The organism is Streptomyces zaehneri (assembly GCF_032248645.1).
Lineage (GTDB): Bacteria > Actinomycetota > Actinomycetes > Streptomycetales > Streptomycetaceae > Streptomyces > Streptomyces coriariae.
This window is the reverse complement of record NZ_JASTTJ010000001.1, coordinates 312,134-329,939: the sequence shown is the minus strand read 5'-3', so window position 1 is coordinate 329,939 and position 17,806 is coordinate 312,134. Positions and strand designations below refer to the sequence as shown.

Here is a 17,806-nt window from a genome sequence, read left to right as displayed (position 1 = left end):
CGCGAAGGGAACCGGTGCGGTGGGGAACCTGCGGGACGTTCTCGACGCGGCCGCGCGCGGTGTCTTCCCTCCCCCCGACGGCCGCACGACCGTCCTCCCCCAGCCCTCCCCGCGCGACGCGGGCGTCCTCTCCTTCACCGCGCACTCGGTGGTGTTCGTCGACGAGGACCCCGCGTGGGTGTACGACACACTTGCCGCCGCCGACTGCGACGCCCTCGCCGCGTCGATGAGCCCCCGGTTCCTGACGGCCCTGCTGGACCGCACGGGCCGGGTCGCGGAGACGGTCGACGCGCTGGTGGTCGGCTCCCCGCTGCCGGGCCCGCCGCCCCTCGCGCTGACGGAGATCGAGGACCCGGACCATCCCCGGGTGGTCAGCTCGCGCAGGCGGCGCGACGCGGTGCGGGTGTGGGCCGCCGAGGGCGGTGTGGTCGTCCTCGGGCGCGGGGTCGCGGACCGGCTGGAGGTCGCCGTGGAGGTCGAGGAGGGCGTACGGCACCGGGGGCTGGGCCGGGCCCTGGTGGGCGCGGCGCGGCACCTGGGCGGGGGCGAGCCGGTGTGGGCGCAGATCTCGCCGGGGAACGCCCGCAGCACACGGGCGTTCCAGGCGGCGGGCTATCTGCCGGTCGGGGCGGAGGCGCTGCTCACCGTCCGGCGGGAGCCGGGCGTCGGGGCGGTCAGTGCCGCGGTACGTGGTCCAGGTCGCTCGCACACCCGCTGAGCACCTCGGTGTTGGCGGCCTTGCCGACGGGACACGCGCCGAGGACGTACTGGCGTGCGACGCCGCCCGGAACGGACACGCTCGGCCGCTCGTGATCAATACACCTAGCGGAAGATGCCGGTGTGACCGAGGGAGTAGCGGCCCGGCTGCGGGTAGACGGCCAGACCGTGCGGGCCCCTGCCGACCTTGATCCGGGCGAGCTGCTCCCCGGTGCGGGTGTCGATGGCGTACACCTCGGAGTTGTACCGCCCGGACAGCCACAGCACCTTGCCGTCCGCCGAGACGCCGCCCATGTCGGGGCTGCCGCCGTTCGGAAGACGCCACTTCTCGGTGAGCGCGTTCTCGTGGAAGTCGAAGACGGAGACGGTGCCCTCGCCGCGGTTGGAGATGTACATCTCGCGGGAGTCTCGGCCGATGTACAGCCCGTGGCAGCCCTTGCCGGTGTGCAGGAACTCCGGCTTGCCGAAGGTGTCGCCGTCGACGATCCACATCCCGTCGGCCATCATGTCCGCGACGTAGAACCGCTTCCCGTCGGGCGAGACCTTCACGTCCTGCGGCATGGCGCCCCTGTAGGGCAGTCGCTGCTGTCCGACGACCTTCATCTTCTCGGTGTCGACCTTGAGCAGTTCACCGCTGAACTCGCAGGACACGATGAAGTACCTCCCGTCGAGGGAGAAGTCGGCGTGGTTGACGCCGTAGCAGGTGACCGGTTCCGTCTTGATCCGCTTCATGGTGTGCGGGTCGCGGAAGACGAGTTCACGGTCGAGGGAGGCCATGACGACGGCGTATCTGCCGTTGGGCGTGAAGTAGAGGTTGTACGGGTCGTGCACCTCGACCGGCTTGCCCGTCCTGCCGGTCCTTGGGTCGATGGGGGTGAGGGTGTGCCCCCGGTTGTTGTTGACCCACAGCGTCTTCATGTCCCAGGAGGGAACGACGTGCTGCGGCTGGCGCCCCACCCGGAGGGTCTCGATCACCTCGTACGTCTTCGGGTCGATGACGGAGACGGTGTCGGACTCGGTGTTGGGGACGTAGACCCGGGACGGGAAGTCCTTGACCACCGGGGAGAGCCTGCCGGGCCGGTCGGCGGCGTAGACGTCCTTCGGGTCGAGCACCGGCGGCATGCCGGGCAGGCCTTCGACGACGGGCTTGCGGGCCTTCCTCGCCGGTGCGGGAGCGGCCGCCTTCGTGGCACCGCTCCGTCCTTCCCCGGCCGCCCCGCCCCCGCCCCCGGCGCCGCAGGCGGCGAGGACGGTGAGCGCGGCGCCGGTGAGCAGGACGCTTTTCACGAGGGTGCGGTGCATCAGCCGATCAGCTCCGTGGTGGTGACCGCGCGCAGTCCGCGGCGGTCGAGTTCGTCGAGTACGGCGGGGAGTGCGGCGACCGTGTCCGCGTACCCGAAGTGCAGGCTCACGACGGACCCGTCCCGGACCCCGCCGAGGATGTTGCGGGTGACGGCGGCGGCACCGGGCGAGGTGAAGTCGAGGGAGTCCACGTCGTAGGAGAGGACGTGCGGGTAGCCGGCGCGACGGGCCAGCGTCGCCACGAGCGGGGAGGCGCGGGTGGCCCGGGAGGGCCGGAACCAGGTCCCGATGGATCCGGTGAGTCTGCGCAGCCGCTCGGCGCACCCGGTGATCTCGGCCGCCGCCTCGGCCTCCGGCATGGCGTTGATGTCCAGATGGCGCTGGGTGTGGTTGCCGAGGTCGTGGCCGCCGTCGAGAATCCGGCGGGCGAGGTCGGGGTGTTCGTCGAGCCAGGATCCGACGGCCAGCACGGTGACCCGCGCGCCGTGCCGCTCGGCCTCCCCCAGCAGGGCCCGGGCGACGGAGGGCTCCCCCTGACCGTGGAAGGTGAGAGCGACCCGGGACCGACCGCTCGGACCGTGACTGATCTGGGCGGGCTGGCGGGGGAAGGCGCGGGGCGCGGGGGCGGCGAGCGGACGGGCGGAGGCCTCGGGGGCTCGGGTGGGGGACGCGGGGCCCGGGGAGCCGGAGGCGGGGGCATGCGGGGCGACGGCGCCGGAAGGGGACTTGAAGGGCGAGCACGCGGCCGCGAACGCACCCCCGGCGACGAGCCCGGCGCCCGCCCGCAGCACGGAACGACGGTCGGATGTGGTCACCCGCACCATTTAAGGGCGAATATGGGGCATTTCCGGCCATTGACGCAACGCAGTGTGCCACCAGGGCATGCACGCGCAGCCTGTCCGGCGTTCGAGGGCGAGGCCCGTTCAGGGACGAAGCGGGGGCCCGGGGGCCGCGGCCCCCGGAAGGCGGCCACGAGACCCACCCGCACATACCCGACCGACCGCCGCGGACATCAGCGGTCGGCGACCCGCATCTCGAACCACGTCGTCTTGCCGCGGGGAAGCAGATCCACGCCCCAGCGGTCGGAGAGCTTGTCGACGAGGAACAGCCCCCGCCCGCTGACGTCCAGTTCCTGGACCGGCATCAGACAGGGCAGCCCCCGGGAGGGATCGCGGACCTCGACCCTGATCCAGCCGCGTCGGCGCCGCATACGGAGGCCGAAGACCCGCGCACCGGTGTGCCGTACGGCGTTGCCGACGAGTTCGGAGACGAGGAGGACCGCGTCCTCGGTCATCTTGGGGGTCAGTCCCCACTGGCGCAGGACGACGACCTGGGCCAGCCGTCGGGCCGTGGCGGCGGACTCGGGGCGGGACGGCAGCGGAACCTCGCCGTCCGTCGGGTTGCCGAACAACTCCAGCGCCTTCAAGGCCCGTTCGTCCTCGACCGCAGGCGACCAGCGCGCCGCGGTCGCACGGCTCGGCCCCCGCGGCTGTTCGATGCCCTCCAGCCCCGCCATGCCCCCATCATGGCCGCCCGGAGCCCCCTCCGGGGCCGTTCCGACGGAATACGCCCCCCGGAATCCACTGTTCCGGATGGATCGATCGGCATATGCCAGAGACAGTTCAAAGCCCCACAAACCGGGACTGACCTGCGGCGACAACTCGCCGGGAGACGCTCGGCGGGGCCGCTCGACAAGGCAGGCTTAAGGTCGCCTTAAGGTTCCCATAAACCGCCCCATCGAGGGACCCGGATGAGACGCCCCGTCAATTGCAAGTGATTCCGGGGAGTTCGAAGGAGACCTCCCTCACAGGAACTTGGCCTTGCCCGGGCCTTCCTCGACGAAGCTGCGCATGCCGATCTCGCGGTCGGCGGTCGCGAACAGACCCGCGAACCAGTTCCGTTCGACCGCCAGACCCGTCTCGATGTCGGTCTCCAGACCGGTGTCGATCGACTCCTTCGCGGCGCGCAGCGCGATCGCCGGACCCTGCGCCAGCTTCGCGGCCCAGCGGTGCGCCTCCGTGTACACGTCGGCGGCCGGGACGACCCGGTCCACCAGACCCAGGGTCAGCGCCTCGTCGGCCTTCACCATCCGGCCCGTGAAGATCAGGTCCTTCGCCTTGGAGGGGCCGACCAGCCGGGAGAGGCGCTGGGTGCCGCCGGCGCCGGGGATCAGCCCGAGCAGGATCTCCGGCTGGCCCAGCTTGGCGTTGTCCCCGGCGATCCTGAAGTCCGCGCACAGCGCGAGCTCGCAGCCGCCGCCCAGCGCGTAACCGGTCACCGCCGCGACGACCGGCTTGGGGATGCGGGCCACCGCGGTGAAGGAGTCCTGGAGGGCGCGGGCGCGCAGGACCATCGCGGTGTGGTCCATCTCCTGCATCTCCTTGATGTCCGCGCCCGCCGCGAACACCTTCTCGCCGCCGTACACGACGACCGCGCGTACGTCGTCACGACGGGTCGCCTCCTCGGCGAGCTCCTTGAGCCGGTCCTGGGTGGCCACGTCCAGCGCGTTCATGGGCGGGCGGTCGAGGCGCAGCGTGCCGACGCCGTCGGCGACTTCGAGATTCACGGTCATGGCAGCAGGTTAACGCTGACTAACGATGGCGGAGCCGGTGCGGTCGGTCACATCGGCCGGGGGAGGAGACGACGAAGGGCCCGGTGCCGTGGGTCGCGGCGCCGGGCCCTTCGGAAAGTCATCGAGCGGGTGCTACTTCGTCCACTCCGCCCACGGGATGTTCCAGCCGTTGAGGCCGTTGGCCGGGTTGACCGTCGGGTCGGTGGAGTTCTTCACGACCACCACGTCGCCGACCATCGAGTGGTTGAAGAACCACGCGGCCGGCACGCCGCTGTCGTAGCCGCCGCGCACGTCCCGCAGGCCGATGCAGCCGTGACTGGCGTTGTAGTTGCCGAAGGCGTCGCCGCCCCAGTAGTTGCCGTGCACGAAGGTGCCGGAGTCGGTCAGGCGGATGGCGTGCGGGACGTCCTTGATGTCGTACTCGCCGTCGTAACCGACCGTGTCGCCGTTCATGCGGGTCACGGTGAACTTCTCACTCATGACCATCTGGCCGTTCCAGGTGGCGTAGCCGGGCTTGCCGGTGGTGACCGGAATGGTCTTGACGACCTTGCCCTCCTGCGTGACCTTCATCGTGTGCTTCTTGGCGTCCACGACGGACACCTGGTCGCGGCCGATGGTGAAGGAGACCGTCTTGGCCTGCTTGCCGTAGACGCCCTTGCGCCCCTCGACGCCGTCGAGGTTCAGCTTCACGGTGACCTTGGTGCCGGCCTTCCAGTACTTCTCGGGACGGAAGTCGAGACGGTCGTTGCCGAACCAGTGGCCCTGGACGTCGACGGCCGGCACGGTCGTGACGGAGATGGCCTTCTCCACGTCGTCCGGGTGGGTGATGCCCCGGGTGAAGCGCACCGAGAAGGGCATGCCGACACCGACCGTGGAACCGTCCTCGGGCGTGAAGTTGCCGGTGAAGGTGTTCTGCGGGCTCAGCGTGGTGAAGGACGAGTCCTCGGCGGCCGTGCGGCCCTCGGAGTCCTTCGCGACCGCGTGCACCTGGTACTTGGTGGACCCGGCGAGGTGCGTGGCCGGCGTCCAGCCGACGCCGTCCGCGGAGATCGCGCCGGCGACGGCCGTCCCCTTGTCGTCCTTGACGACGACCTCGGTCAGTTTGCCCTTGGCGGCCGTCACCTTCAGGGCGCCGCTGGTGTCGACGTCCTTGGCACCGGTCTTCGGGGCGATGGTCACGACCGCCTCGGACTGCTTGCTCTCGGCGGCGGCCGAAGCGCCCTTGCCTTCGGAGCCCGCGTCCTTCGCGGACCCGGAGTCCGAGTCCCCGCCCCCGCCGCAGGCAGTGACGGCCAGCAGCAGTCCGCCGACGATCAGCGCCAACCGCTTGTCGCGGCCGCGCGAGCGCCCCCCAACCGACGCCCCCGATATCGGTCGCACGTTCAAAGTCGTTCTCCCCACTCCCCCGGGCCCTCCCCGGGCCCGCACCGCGACGCGTCCCCCGCGTTCGCCGCATATTAACCACAAGGTCAACGGCCTGGACGGGCCAAGATTGTCACCGTTCAGTCCCAACTAGGACCGTGCGAACGCGGGGAAGGTTGCATCGGGGAGCGAGGTCATTTCCGGGCGCCGCCGGCGATCCACTCCTTCCAGGTCATGTTCCAGCCGCCGAGCCCGTTGTCCGGGGCGACCTGCTTGTCCCTGCTGTGCACGACCTCGATGACGTCACCGACGAGCGAGCGGTCGAAGAACCAGCCCGCGGGCGTGTCCGAGGCGCCGCCCTTGACGTCCCTGAGGCCCACGCAGCCATGGCTCACGTTGGCCCGGCCGAAGACGTCCTCCGCCCAGTAGTTGCCGTGCAGGAAGGTGCCGGAACTCGTCAGCCGCATGGCGTGCGGCACGTCCGGAATGTCGTACTCGCCCTTGCCGTTCGCCTTCTTGAAGCCGACCGTGGCGCCGTTCATCCGGGTCAGCTCCAGCATCTCGGTCACCACCATCTTCCCGTTGTAGGTGGTGTTCTTCGGCGCCCCGGCCGTGATCGGCACGGTGGCCAGCAGTTCGTCGTCGCGCCGCACCTGCATGGTGTGCTTCGCCGCGTCCACCAGGGACACCTGGCTGCGCCCGACGGTGAAGGAGAACGACTTGTCCTGGAGCCCGTAGACACCGGGCGCCCCCTCGACGTCCCGCAGCCCGAGCGTGACGGTGACCCGGGTGCCGGGCTTCCAGTACTCCTCGGGCCGGAAGTCGAGCCGGGTGTCCCCGAACCAGTGCGGCCGGATGTCCACCGCGGGTTCGGCCGTGACCCGGACGGCGCGCTGGACCGCGGCCCGGTTGTCGATCTCCCGGTTGAACTCCAGCGAGACGATCATCCCGGTGCCCACGGTGGAGCGGTTCTCCGGGGTGACGTAGCCGATGAAGCGCTCTTCTGGGACGTAGGTGGTGAAGGTGGTGTGCCGGGCCGAGCGGTTCCCGTCGCCGTCCAGGGCGACGGCGTCGACGGTGTAGCGGGCGGCGAGCCCGAGCCGGCCCTCGTCCGGCCGCCAGCTCGATCCGTCCGCGGTGATCCTGCCCGGGACCGGGGTCTCCTGGGCGTCCTGCGACCTGACGACCTTCACGGACTCCAGCCGCCCGCCCGGTACCCGCACCAACAGCCGCTCCTCGGGCCGTACTCCTTTCGTTCCGTCCGCCGGGGTGACGCGGATGACGTCCTCGGGGGCCGGGGGCTTGCCGAGCACCCGGTCGAGTCCGCTCCGGCTGTCCTCGCCGGTGCAACCGGCGGCCCCGGCCAGTAGTCCTGCCCATGTCAGTACGGCGGCCAGTGCGACCCCCGCGCGCCGTGCGCGCCCTTGTACGTGCCTCACATGGTGCCCAACGATCGGGCACGCTCCGGGGAAACGTGAGTGCGAGGGCCGCTCTGGGCAGAAATGGGGGGAGGACGACGCGACGGGGAGCCGCGGCCGGGACACCGCGCGCTCTTTTCCCACGTCGTTCCACGAGCCGCGGGAGGCTGAACGGTGTCCAGCGCAGCCGAGCAGGAGGCGGTGGCGGAACGCGCCACGCCGGACACCGTCATGAACGGTGCGTCGCGCAAGGTGCCGGGTCCACCCGTGTGGCCGGGCGCGTCCACACCACTGGGCGCCCGGTTCCGGGTCGGCCCGGACGGGGTCGCGGGCACCAACTTCGCACTGTGGGCGGGTGGGGCCGAGTCGGTCGAACTGTGCCTGTTCGACGAGGCCGGCCGGGAGACCCGGGCCCGCCTCACCGAACTCACGCACGAGATCTGGCACGGCTTCGTGCCCGGGGTCATGCCGGGCCAGCGCTACGGCTACCGGGTGCACGGCCGCTGGGACCCGTGGACCGGCGGCCGCTGGAACCCGGCGAAGCTGCTCCTGGACCCCTACGCCAGGGCGGTGGACGGCGAGTTCAGCCTGCCGCCGGAGGTCTACGGGCATGTCCGCGACTGGCCCCAGCAGCAGGTCGCCGACACCGTGCGCGACGAACGGGACTCGGCGCCGCACGTCCCCAAGGGCGTCGTCGTGCACGATGACGACGACTGGGCCGACGACCGCCGCCCGAAGACGCCCTGGGCGGACTCGGTGATCTACGAGCTGCATGTGCGCGGCTTCACCCGGCTGCACCCGGGGATCCCGGAGGAACTGCGCGGCACGTACGCCGGTCTGGCGCACCCGGCGGCGGTGGAGCACCTGGTGAGGCTGGGCGTCACGGCGGTGGAGCTGCTGCCCGTCCACCAGTTCGCGCACGAGGACCATCTGCTGCGCCGGGGGCTGAAGAACTACTGGGGCTACAACTCCGTCGGCTACTTCGCCCCGCACGCCGCGTACGCCTCCGCCGGGACGACGGGCGGCCAGGTCGGCGAGTTCAAGCGGATGGTGCGCGCCCTGCACGCGGCCGGCATCGAGGTGATCCTCGACGTCGTCTACAACCACACGGCGGAGGCCGGCGAGCTGGGGCCGACGCTGTCGCTGAAGGGCATCGACAACCGGGGCTACTACCGGGTGCAGTCGGACGCGCGCAGGTACGCCGACTACACGGGCTGCGGGAACACCCTGCACGTGGTCCAGCCCCATGTGCTGAGGCTGATCACCGACTCGCTGCGCTACTGGGTGACGGAGATGGGCGTCGACGGCTTCCGTTTCGACCTGGCGGCGGCGCTGGCCCGCTCCATGCACGACGTCGACATGCTGTCCCCGTTCCTCGCGGTGATCGCGCAGGACCCGGTGCTGCGCCGGGTGAAGCTGATCGCCGAACCCTGGGACGTGGGCTCGGGCGGCTACCAGGTGGGCGCCTTCCCGCCCCTGTGGACGGAGTGGAACGACCGCTACCGCGACGCCGTGCGGGACTTCTGGCGGCAGTCGCTGCCGGACGTGCGGGAGATGGGCTACCGGCTGTCGGGGTCGAGCGACCTGTACGCGTGGGGCGGACGCCGGCCCTACGCGTCGGTCAACTTCGTGACCGCGCACGACGGCTTCACCCTGCGCGACCTGGTGTCGTACGACCGCAAGCACAACGAGGCCAACGGCGAGGGCAACCGGGACGGTACGAACGACAACCGCTCCTGGAACGGCGGCACCGAGGGCGAGACGGCCGACGAGCGGGTGCTGGCGCTGCGGCGGAGGCAACTGCGGAACCTGCTGACGACACTGCTGCTGTCGACGGGCGTGCCGATGCTGGTCGCGGGCGACGAACTGGGGCGCACCCAGCGGGGCAACAACAACGCCTACTGCCAGGACAACGAGATCAGCTGGGTGGACTGGGGGCTGCTCGAGGAGCCGCGGTGGCGGGCCCTGTTCGACCTCACCGCCCGGCTGATCGCGCTGCGCCACCGGCACCCGGTGCTCCGCCGCCGCGCCTTCTTCTCCGGGCGGGCGCATTCGGCGGACGGGCTGCGGGACCTCGCCTGGTTCACCGAGCGGGGCACGGAGATGACCGAAGGGGACTGGTACGCGCCCGCGGCGACCCTCGGGATGTACCTGTCCGGACGGGACATTCCCGGCCGGGACGAGCGGGGCGCGCCGATCACCGACGACAGCTTCCTCGCCGTCCTGCACGCCGGGGACCGACCGGTGAGCTTCGTCCTGCCGGGGGCGCCGTGGGCGGAGCGGTACGAGGTGGTCGTCGACACGTCGAACGAGGAGCAGGGGGAGGCGCCGGGTGTGACGCACCGGGCGGGCATGCCGGTCACGGTGCCGGGGCGGGCGGTGCTGCTGCTGCGCGTGGTGGGGTGGGACGACGTTTCAGGCCCGTGAACTCCCCCGCGGATTCCTGGTCCTGAAGCCGGCCGGCCGAGCACGAGGGCGGCCTGGGAGCGGACCGCGGCCGGGCTGCCGCCGTACACCGACCGAGCCGCGCCCCGCAGGGACGGGTCACGGGCGGCGCGGGATCGGCCGACTCGCCCGAACGGGCCTCGGCCGATCGGCTGACGTGCCCGTACGACCCCTCGAACACGCAGGTCGCAGGACCGGCGGCGGAGTCCGGTCCGGCCAAAACTCGGTGGGCGTTGTCAGTGCCGGTCCGTAGGCTCGCGGTGATGCCCAGGACACCTGCAACCGCTTCCCAGGACCGCTCCGCCGTACGTTCCCTGCTGCGTCTGTGGCCGTACGTCCGTCCCGTGCGGATACGGCTGTTCGCGGCCGCCTTCGTCGCCGTGCTCGCCTCCTGTACGGGGCTGGTCATCCCGCTCGTCCTGAAGTGGATGGTGGACGGCCCCGTCGCCGACCGGGACACGGCCGGGGTCTGGCTGGGCGCGCTCTGCCTGTTGCTGCTCGGCTTCGCGGAGGCGCTGCTGTTCGGGTTGCGGCGCTGGCTGGTGGCACGTCCGCTGTCGCATGTCGAGGCCGAGATGCGGGCCGATCTCTACGGGCGGCTCCAGCGGCTGCCGGTGGCGTTCCACGACCGTTGGGCCTCGGGGCAGTTGCTGTCCCGGGCGACCTCCGATCTGGGTCTGCTGCGCATGTTCCTCGCCTTCCCGCTGACGTTCCTGCTGGTCAACGCGGTGACGATCCTCTTCGGGTTGGTCATCATGCTGCTCCAGGACTGGACGCTCGGACTGGTCGTCCTCGGGCCCGCCATCCCCGTCGTCGTGATGTGCGTGTACTTCGAGAACCGGTACGCCGTCGTGGCACGGCGCGCCCAGGACCAGGCCGGGGACCTGACGACGGTGGTCGAGGAGAGCGTCCTCGGGATCAGGATCATCAAGGGCTTCGGGCGGCACCGCAGTCAGGCGCGGGCCTTCCGGGAGCTGTCGTCGACGCTGCGCGGCACGGAGCTGCGCAAGGCACGGCTGCTGGCCACGATCTGGGCCGTCATCGTGACGCTCCCGGAGGTGGCGGTCGGGGCGGCGCTGGTGCTCGGCGCGGTGCGGGTGGCCGACGGCGAGCTGTCCGCGGGCACCCTGGTCGCCTTCCTGTCCACGGCGCTCGCGCTGCGCTGGCCGGTGGACTCGATCGGCTTCCTGCTGGCGATGAGCCAGGAGGCGGCGACGGCGACGGAGCGCTACTTCGAGGTGATGGACGAGGCGCCCGAGGAGCCCGACGGCCGGGGCGGGCGGGCCGCCGCGTCCGACGGCGGTCTGCGCTTCGACGGCGTCACCTTCCGCTATCCCGACGCCTCCCCCGACTCCCCGCCCACCCTCGACGGCGTCGACCTGCACATCCGGCCCGGCGAGTCCATGGCGCTGGTCGGGGCGACCGGCAGCGGGAAGACGACGCTCACGGCCCTGGTCCCCCGGCTGCACGAGGTGACCGCCGGCCGCATCACGCTCGACGGCGAGGACATCACCGCGATGTCCCGCGAGGAGCTGCGCTCGCGGGTCGCCGTCGCCTTCGAGGAGCCGACCCTGTTCTCCGCGAGCGTCGGGGAGAACGTCCTCATGGGAGCGGCGGACGGGGCGGGCGCCGCCGAGCTGGAGCGGGCGCTGGGCGTGGCCCAGGCGGACTTCGCGCACGCGTTGCCGCAGGGCGTCGAGACGCAGGTCGGCGAGCAGGGGCTCAGTCTCTCCGGCGGGCAGCGGCAGCGCCTCGCACTGGCCAGAGCCGTGGTCGGGCAGCCCCGGTTCCTCGTCCTGGACGACCCGCTGTCCGCGCTGGACGTGCACACCGAGGCTGCCGTGGAGGCGGCTCTGCGGCAGGTCCTCGCCGACACCACCGCGCTGATCGTGGCGCACCGCCCGTCCACCGTGCTCCTCGCCGACCGTGTCGCCCTGCTGTCCGACGGGCGCGTCACCGCCGTGGGCACCCATCACGAACTGCTGCGCAGCAACACCGAGTACGCCCACCTCATGTCCGGAGAGCCGTCCGGATCACCGACCGGAACACCGCCCGCAGAACCGTCCGGAACACCGACCGGAACTCACTTCGGGGAACAGGAGGCCGACCGCCGATGACCGCCCCCACCACCGCTCTCCCCGTCACCGACGACGACCCCGAAGTCCCTCCGCGGACCGCCGCCGACGACCCCTTCGACAAGGACGTCCTGCCCACCCCGCCCGGCGCCACGGGCGCGCTGCTGCGCTCCCTGCTCGAGCCCATGCGGGCGCGGGTCGCCTTCACCTCGCTCCTGCTGCTGCTCCAGCAGGCGGCCGTGCAGGCCGGCCCGCTGCTGGTGGCGTACGCCATCGACCGCGCCGTACCGGCGTTCCGGGCCGACGACCACGGGCCGCTGGTCGCGGTCGGCGTCGGCTATCTGCTGTGCGCGCTGGTCTCCGGCGGACTTCAGTACGCGTTCCTGATCGCCTCCGCCCGCGTCAGCCAGGACGCGCTGCTCGATCTGCGCGGCCGGATCTTCCGGCACGCGCAGGCGCTGAGCCTGGACTTCCACGAGCGCTACACCTCGGGCCGGCTGATCTCCCGCTCCACCACGGATGTGGAGTCGCTGCGCGAACTGCTCAGCGAGGGTCTCCAGGAACTCGTGACAATGTTCCTCTCCTTCCTCTACATCTCGGCCATGCTGCTCTGGCTGGACCTGGGCCTCGGGGCCGTCGCGGTGGCGTCCTTCGGTCCGCTGTACCTCCTCGTCAGGGTCTACCAGCGGCGCGCCGGGCAGGTGTTCCGGGCCCGCTCCACCGCGATCGCGGCCGTGATCGTGAAGTTCGTCGAGACGATGAACGGCATCCGGCCGGTGCGCGCGTTCCGCCGCGAGCCCGTCAACGACGCCGGCTTCCGTGTCCTGAACCAGCGGCACGAACGGATCAACGGCAACGCGCTCCTGGAGATGGCCCGGTACGTCACCGGATCGCGGCTGGTCGCCAACACGGCGGTCGCGGGGATCGTGCTGTGGGGCGCCACCCGGGTGGCCGACGGCTCGCTGGAGCTGGGCGTGCTGGCGGCGGCCGTGCTGTATCTGCGGCGGCTGTACGACCCGATAGACCGGCTCGCCATGTTCCTCAACTCCTACCAGTCGGCGGCCGCCTCGCTGGAGAAGATCGCGGGGCTGCTCGCGCAGACGCCGTCCGTGCCCGAGCCGTCGGCGCCGCGGGAGCTGCCGCCGGCGGGTGAACTGCCCGGCCGGGAGGTCGTCTTCGACCAGGTCTCCTTCGGCTACCGCACGGGTGGCGAGATCCTCCCCCGCTTCGACCTGACCCTGCCCGCCGGGCAGACCGTCGCCGTGGTCGGCTCGACCGGCGCGGGCAAGTCCACGCTGGCCAAGCTGCTCGCCCGCTTCTACGACCCGTCCGAGGGGCAGGTGCTGCTGGACGGGGTCGACCTGCGCGAGCTGGCCGTGCCCGAACTGCGGCGCGGGGTGGTCATGGTGACGCAGGAGGCGTTCCTGTTCTCCGGCACGGTCGCCGAGAACATCGCCATCGGCCGGTCGGACGCGAGCCGGGAGGAGATCGAGCGGGCGGCGAAGGCGATCGGCGCGCACGAGTTCATCAGCACCCTGCCCGACGGCTACGACACCGACGTCCGCAAGCGCGGTGGCCGTATCTCCGCCGGGCAGCGACAACTCGTCGCGTTCGCCAGGGCGTTGCTGGCCGACCCGGCGGTGCTGATCCTCGACGAGGCGACCAGCTCGCTCGACGTCCCGGGCGAGCGGGCCGTGCAGGCGGCGATGGCGACGGTGCTGAAAGGCCGTACGGCGGTGGTGATCGCGCACCGGCTGTCGACCGTGGAGATCGCCGACCGGGTCCTGGTCATGGAGCACGGGCGGATCGTCGAGGACGGCAGCCCGGCCGCGCTGATCACGGGCACCGGCCGGTTCGCGGACCTGCACCGGGCCTGGCGGGACAGTCTGGCGTGAACGTCCAGGGGGAACTGCGGGGGCCGGAGGGACGAGTTGATGATCGACGCGTACGAGGATCCCGGCACGCCCGACAGCCGCGGCGGCTGGGCCTACCTGGCGTGGCTGGTGCGCTGCCAGCCGTGGCGGGCGCTGGCCGGGGCGGTGCTGGCCAGCGTCTGGATGGTGCTGCTGGCGGTGGCGCCGTACCTGTTGTCGAAGGCGGTGGACGACGGTCTCGAGCCCGGTGACACGGCGGCGCTGGCCGGCTGGACGGCGGCCCTGTTCGCGGTGGGCGCCTTCAACGCCTGGGTGAGCATCATGCGGCACCGCACGATGACCCGGGTGCGCATGGACGGGTACTTCCGCACCACCAAGGTCGTCGTCGGGCACACGCTGCGGCTCGGTGCCGCGCTGCCGCGCCAGGCGGGGGCCGCGGAGGTCGTCACCATCGGGGTGAGCGACGTGCACACGATCGCGGGCGCGCTGACGGTGATCGGGCCGGGCGTCGGCTCGGTCGTCGTCTACGTCTTCGTCGCCGGGCTGCTGCTGTCGGTGTCGCCGCTGCTGGCGGCGGTCGTGCTGCTGGGGATGCCGGTGGTCGCGGTGCTGGTCGGGCCGCTGATGTCGCGGTTGCAGGGCACGGAGACCGAGTACCGGGAGCGGCAGGGAGTGCTCACCGCGCGGATCGGCGATCTCGCGGGCGGGCTGCGGGTGCTCAACGGGCTCGGTGGCAAGGAGCTGTTCGCGGCCTCCTTCGACCGCGACTCGCAGCGGCTGCGGGCGCAGGGCTACCGGGTCGGCGCGGTCACCAGCTGGATGCAGGCGCTCGGGTTGGGCCTGCCGACGCTGTTCCTCGCCGTGGTGACCTGGCTGGCGGCCCGGCTCGCCGCCCAGGGGGACATGACGGTCGGCGAGTTGGTGTCGGTGTACGGCTATGTCGCGGTCCTGATCGGCCCGGTGGCGTTCCTCGTCGACATGGGCTACCAGCTCAGCCGGGGCGTGGTGGCCGCCCGGCGCGTCGTACGGCTGCTGCGGCTGACGCCCGCCCCCGACACCGAGATCAGCGCCGGCGCCGGCACCGGTGTCGCCGACGCGCCCGTCGAGCCGTCGGTGCTGCACGACCCCGTCTCGGGCGTGCGGGTGGCACCGGGCCGGCTGACCGCGCTGGTCGGCGCCCGGCACGCGGAGGTGACCGCCGTCGTGGACCGGATCGGCCGGTACGGCCCCACGGACGCCACCTGGGGCGGAGTTCGGCTGGACGCCGTCCCACTGGACCAGGTCAGGGACCGGATCCTGGTCGCCGACAACGAGGCCGACCTGTTCGCCGGGAGTCTGCGCGAGGTGGTGGGCGGACGGCTTGCGCCCTCCCCGGCGGACGTCGGGCGGGCGGTGCGGGCGGCGGCGGCCGACGACATCGTGCAGGGCCTGCCGGAGGGACTCGGGTCACCCGTGACCGCGCAGGGCCGCAGCCTTTCCGGCGGCCAGCGGCAACGGGTCCGGCTGGTACGGGCGTTGCTCGCCGACCCAGGGACACTGCTGGCCGTCGAGCCGACGTCGGCGCTCGACGCGCACACGGAGGCGGCGGTCGCCCAGCGGCTGCGCGCGGCACGGACCGGCCGGACCACGGTGGTGACCACCACCTCACCGCTGCTCCTCGCCCAGGCGGACACCGTCCACTACCTGGTCGACGGAAAGGTGACGGCGACCGGCCGCCACCACGACCTGCTGGAACGGGAACCGGGATACCGGTCCCTGGTGGCACGAGACGCCGACGACACCGACACCGACGACCTCGATCCGGACTCGGATCCGGACTCGGCCGCGGACTCGGCCTCGGGTGGCGATGCGGGTGGGGACAAGGGCACGGATTCGGACACGAACACGAACACGGGCGCCGATGCCGGTGCCGGCGCCGGTTCCGAGGAGGTCGTGCGGTGACGGTGGTCGACGAGGGCTCGGGCAGGTTGCCGGTCGCCGAGCCCGGTGCCGTGCGGCGGGCGGCGGTCCGGCTGTTGCGGGCCGACCGGCGCGCCTTCGGCGCCGCCCTCGCCCTCAACGTGCTCGCCGCGGGGGCCGGCCTGGCCGGGCCGTGGCTGCTGGGGCGGATCATCGACGAGGTGCGGGCCGGACACGGCACCGGAGCCGTGGACCGGCTCGCGGCGGCCATCCTGGCCTGCGCGCTCGCGCAGCTGCTGCTGGCCCGCTGGGCCCGGTACGCGGGCCACCGCTTCGGTGAGCGGACGCTGGCGCGGGTGCGGGAGGAGTTCGTCGGGCGGGCGCTCGCGCTGCCCGCGTCGGTCGTGGAGCGGGCCGGCACCGGCGATCTGACCACGCGCGGCACCGCCGACGTGGCGGCCGTGGGCACCACCCTGCGGGACGCCGGGCCCGAGCTGCTGGTCTGCACGGTCCAGGCGCTGATCACCCTCGGCGCGGTGTTCGTGATCGACCCGCTGCTCGGGGCGATCGGAGTGCTGGGGCTGACCCCGATCTGGTTCGCGCTGCGCTGGTATCTGCGGCGGGCACGCGCGGCCTACCTCGCCGAGGGCGCGGCCACCTCCGAGATCGCCGAGATCGTCGCCGCCACCGCGTCCGGGGCGCGCACGGTCGAGGCGTTCCGGCTCCAGGAGCGGCGGACGGCGGCGAGCCGGGACGCGCTGGAGATCGCGCGCCGCACCCGCTTGCGTACCCTCCACCTGCGTTCGGTGTTCTTCCCGGTGATCGAGGTGTCGTACTCGCTGCCGGTGGCGGGCGTGCTGCTGCTGGGCGGCGCGCTGCACGCGCGGGGCGCGATGAGCCTGGGCGCGGTGGTGGCGGCCGCGCTGTATCTGCGGCAGTTCACCGAACCGCTCGACCAGATCCTGCTGCGCGTCGAGCAACTCCAGAGCAGTGGGGCCTCGTTCGCCCGGGTGGAGGGCCTGGCCGGGGCGCCGCGCGCCGAGCCGGACGGCGGCGCGCCCACTCCGGCGGACGACCGGATCGACGTGACCGGCGTGCGGTACGCCTACGAGCGCGGCGGCGAGGTGCTGCGCGGGGTCGACCTGACGGTGCGGCCCGGGGAGCGGCTCGCGGTGGTCGGCCCGTCGGGCGCGGGCAAGACCACGCTGAGCAGGCTGCTCGCGGGCGTGGACGCGCCGAGCGCGGGCGCGGTGACGGTGGGCGGAGTGCCGGTCGCGGAGCTGGCGCCCGAGACGCTGCGCCGACAGGTCGTGCTGGTCACCCAGGAGCACCACGTCTTCCTCGGTACGGTCCGCGACAACCTCCTGATCGCCGAACCGGCCGCGAGTGACGGGCAGTTGTGGGCGGCGCTGGCCGCGGTCGGCGCCGCCGACTGGGTCCGGGAGCTGCCCGGCGGCCTCGACGCCGTGCTCGGCGGGGGCGGTGCCCGTACGGACGGCTCGCAGGCCCAGCAACTCGCCCTGGCCCGGGTGGTGCTGGCCGATCCGCACACGCTGATCCTGGACGAGGCGACGGCGCTGCTGGATCCGGCGACGGCCCGGCACACCGAGCGCGCACTGGCCGCCGTGCTCCGGGGCCGGACCGTCATCGCCATCGCCCACCGCCTGCACACCGCGCACGACGCGGACCGGGTCGCCGTGATGCAGGACGGCCGTCTCACCGAACTCGGCACCCACGAGGCGCTGGTGACGGCGGACGGGGCGTACGCGGCGCTCTGGCGGACGTGGCACGGGGAGCGCGCGGGGGACTCCCGGGCGGGAGAAGGGGCTGGAGCGCCCGGAGGGGCCGGACAGGCCGGAGAAGCGGGAGAGGCCGGAGGCGCGGGAGAGGCCTGCCAGGCTCAGACCCCGTAGGCCCGCATGAACGTGTCCACTGCGGCCTCGTCCACCGCACGCGTCCCGTCGCGAAGACGCCGCGGGTGCCGAGGCGGGTGCGGGTCTCCAGGGGGGCGATGAGCAGCGCCAGGTACCTCTCCGCGGCGGCTCACGGGTCGCACGGGTCGCGTGGGCCGCACGGGCCCAGCCGGCCGGCGCCGGGCCGCTCGACATGACCTGTCGGCCAATCGACCGCATATCGAACATG

At 72.5% G+C, this 17,806-nt stretch carries 12 protein-coding genes; 6 read left to right on the top strand and 6 right to left on the bottom strand.

The annotated features are described in order from the left end of the window. Positions 1-19: 19 nt before the first annotated feature. Positions 20-718, top strand: a complete 699-nt coding sequence (locus QQM72_RS01470; RefSeq protein ID WP_314218946.1) for a GNAT family N-acetyltransferase — start codon at positions 20-22, stop codon at positions 716-718. A 104-nt stretch (positions 719-822) separates the two neighbouring features. Here the strand turns inward: QQM72_RS01470 and QQM72_RS01465 are convergent, their stop codons facing one another. The 6 genes from QQM72_RS01465 to QQM72_RS01440 form a co-directional block, all read right to left on the bottom strand. After that, complete coding sequence (locus QQM72_RS01465; RefSeq protein ID WP_314218945.1) at positions 823-2,019, bottom strand: YncE family protein; 1,197 nt, start codon at positions 2,017-2,019, stop codon at positions 823-825. Next, positions 2,019-2,843, bottom strand: a complete 825-nt coding sequence (locus tag QQM72_RS01460) for a polysaccharide deacetylase family protein (protein WP_314218944.1) — start codon at positions 2,841-2,843, stop codon at positions 2,019-2,021. Before QQM72_RS01460 ends, QQM72_RS01465 begins: the two co-directional genes overlap by 1 nt. A 188-nt stretch (positions 2,844-3,031) precedes the next feature. Next, a complete protein-coding gene (locus QQM72_RS01455) occupies positions 3,032-3,535 on the bottom strand; it encodes an ATP-binding protein (protein ID WP_054239841.1) in 504 nt (167 codons plus the stop codon). 288 nt (positions 3,536-3,823) lie between these two features. Continuing rightward, positions 3,824-4,591, bottom strand: coding sequence for an enoyl-CoA hydratase/isomerase family protein (locus tag QQM72_RS01450; RefSeq protein ID WP_314218943.1), 768 nt, complete (start codon positions 4,589-4,591; stop codon positions 3,824-3,826). Positions 4,592-4,723: 132 nt separating this feature from the next. Continuing rightward, entirely contained in the window at positions 4,724-5,977 is a 1,254-nt protein-coding gene (locus QQM72_RS01445; protein ID WP_399075546.1) for a L,D-transpeptidase, read from the bottom strand. Positions 5,978-6,147: 170 nt separating this feature from the next. Further along, positions 6,148-7,392 carry a L,D-transpeptidase gene (locus tag QQM72_RS01440; protein ID WP_314218942.1) on the bottom strand — a complete coding sequence of 415 codons (1,245 nt, stop codon included), beginning with the start codon at positions 7,390-7,392 and terminating at the stop codon, positions 6,148-6,150. A 153-nt stretch (positions 7,393-7,545) separates the two neighbouring features. Between QQM72_RS01440 and glgX the strand changes: the two genes are divergently transcribed. From glgX to QQM72_RS01415, 5 genes are all read left to right on the top strand, one after another. Continuing rightward, entirely contained in the window at positions 7,546-9,798 is a 2,253-nt protein-coding gene (gene glgX / locus QQM72_RS01435) for a glycogen debranching protein GlgX (RefSeq protein WP_314218941.1), read from the top strand. Positions 9,799-10,079: 281 nt separating this feature from the next. Continuing rightward, positions 10,080-11,933, top strand: a complete 1,854-nt coding sequence (locus QQM72_RS01430; protein ID WP_314218940.1) for an ABC transporter ATP-binding protein — start codon at positions 10,080-10,082, stop codon at positions 11,931-11,933. Further along, complete coding sequence (locus QQM72_RS01425; protein WP_314218939.1) at positions 11,930-13,786, top strand: ABC transporter ATP-binding protein; 1,857 nt, start codon at positions 11,930-11,932, stop codon at positions 13,784-13,786. Before QQM72_RS01430 ends, QQM72_RS01425 begins: the two co-directional genes overlap by 4 nt. Positions 13,787-13,825: 39 nt before the next feature. Continuing rightward, the gene (locus tag QQM72_RS01420; protein WP_314218938.1) at positions 13,826-15,706 is read left to right on the top strand and encodes an ABC transporter ATP-binding protein; all 1,881 of its coding nucleotides are present in this window, start codon (positions 13,826-13,828) and stop codon (positions 15,704-15,706) included. Next, complete coding sequence (locus tag QQM72_RS01415; RefSeq protein WP_314218937.1) at positions 15,703-17,577, top strand: ABC transporter ATP-binding protein; 1,875 nt, start codon at positions 15,703-15,705, stop codon at positions 17,575-17,577. The genes QQM72_RS01420 and QQM72_RS01415 overlap by 4 nt, the downstream gene beginning before the upstream one ends. Positions 17,578-17,806 lie beyond the last annotated feature (229 nt).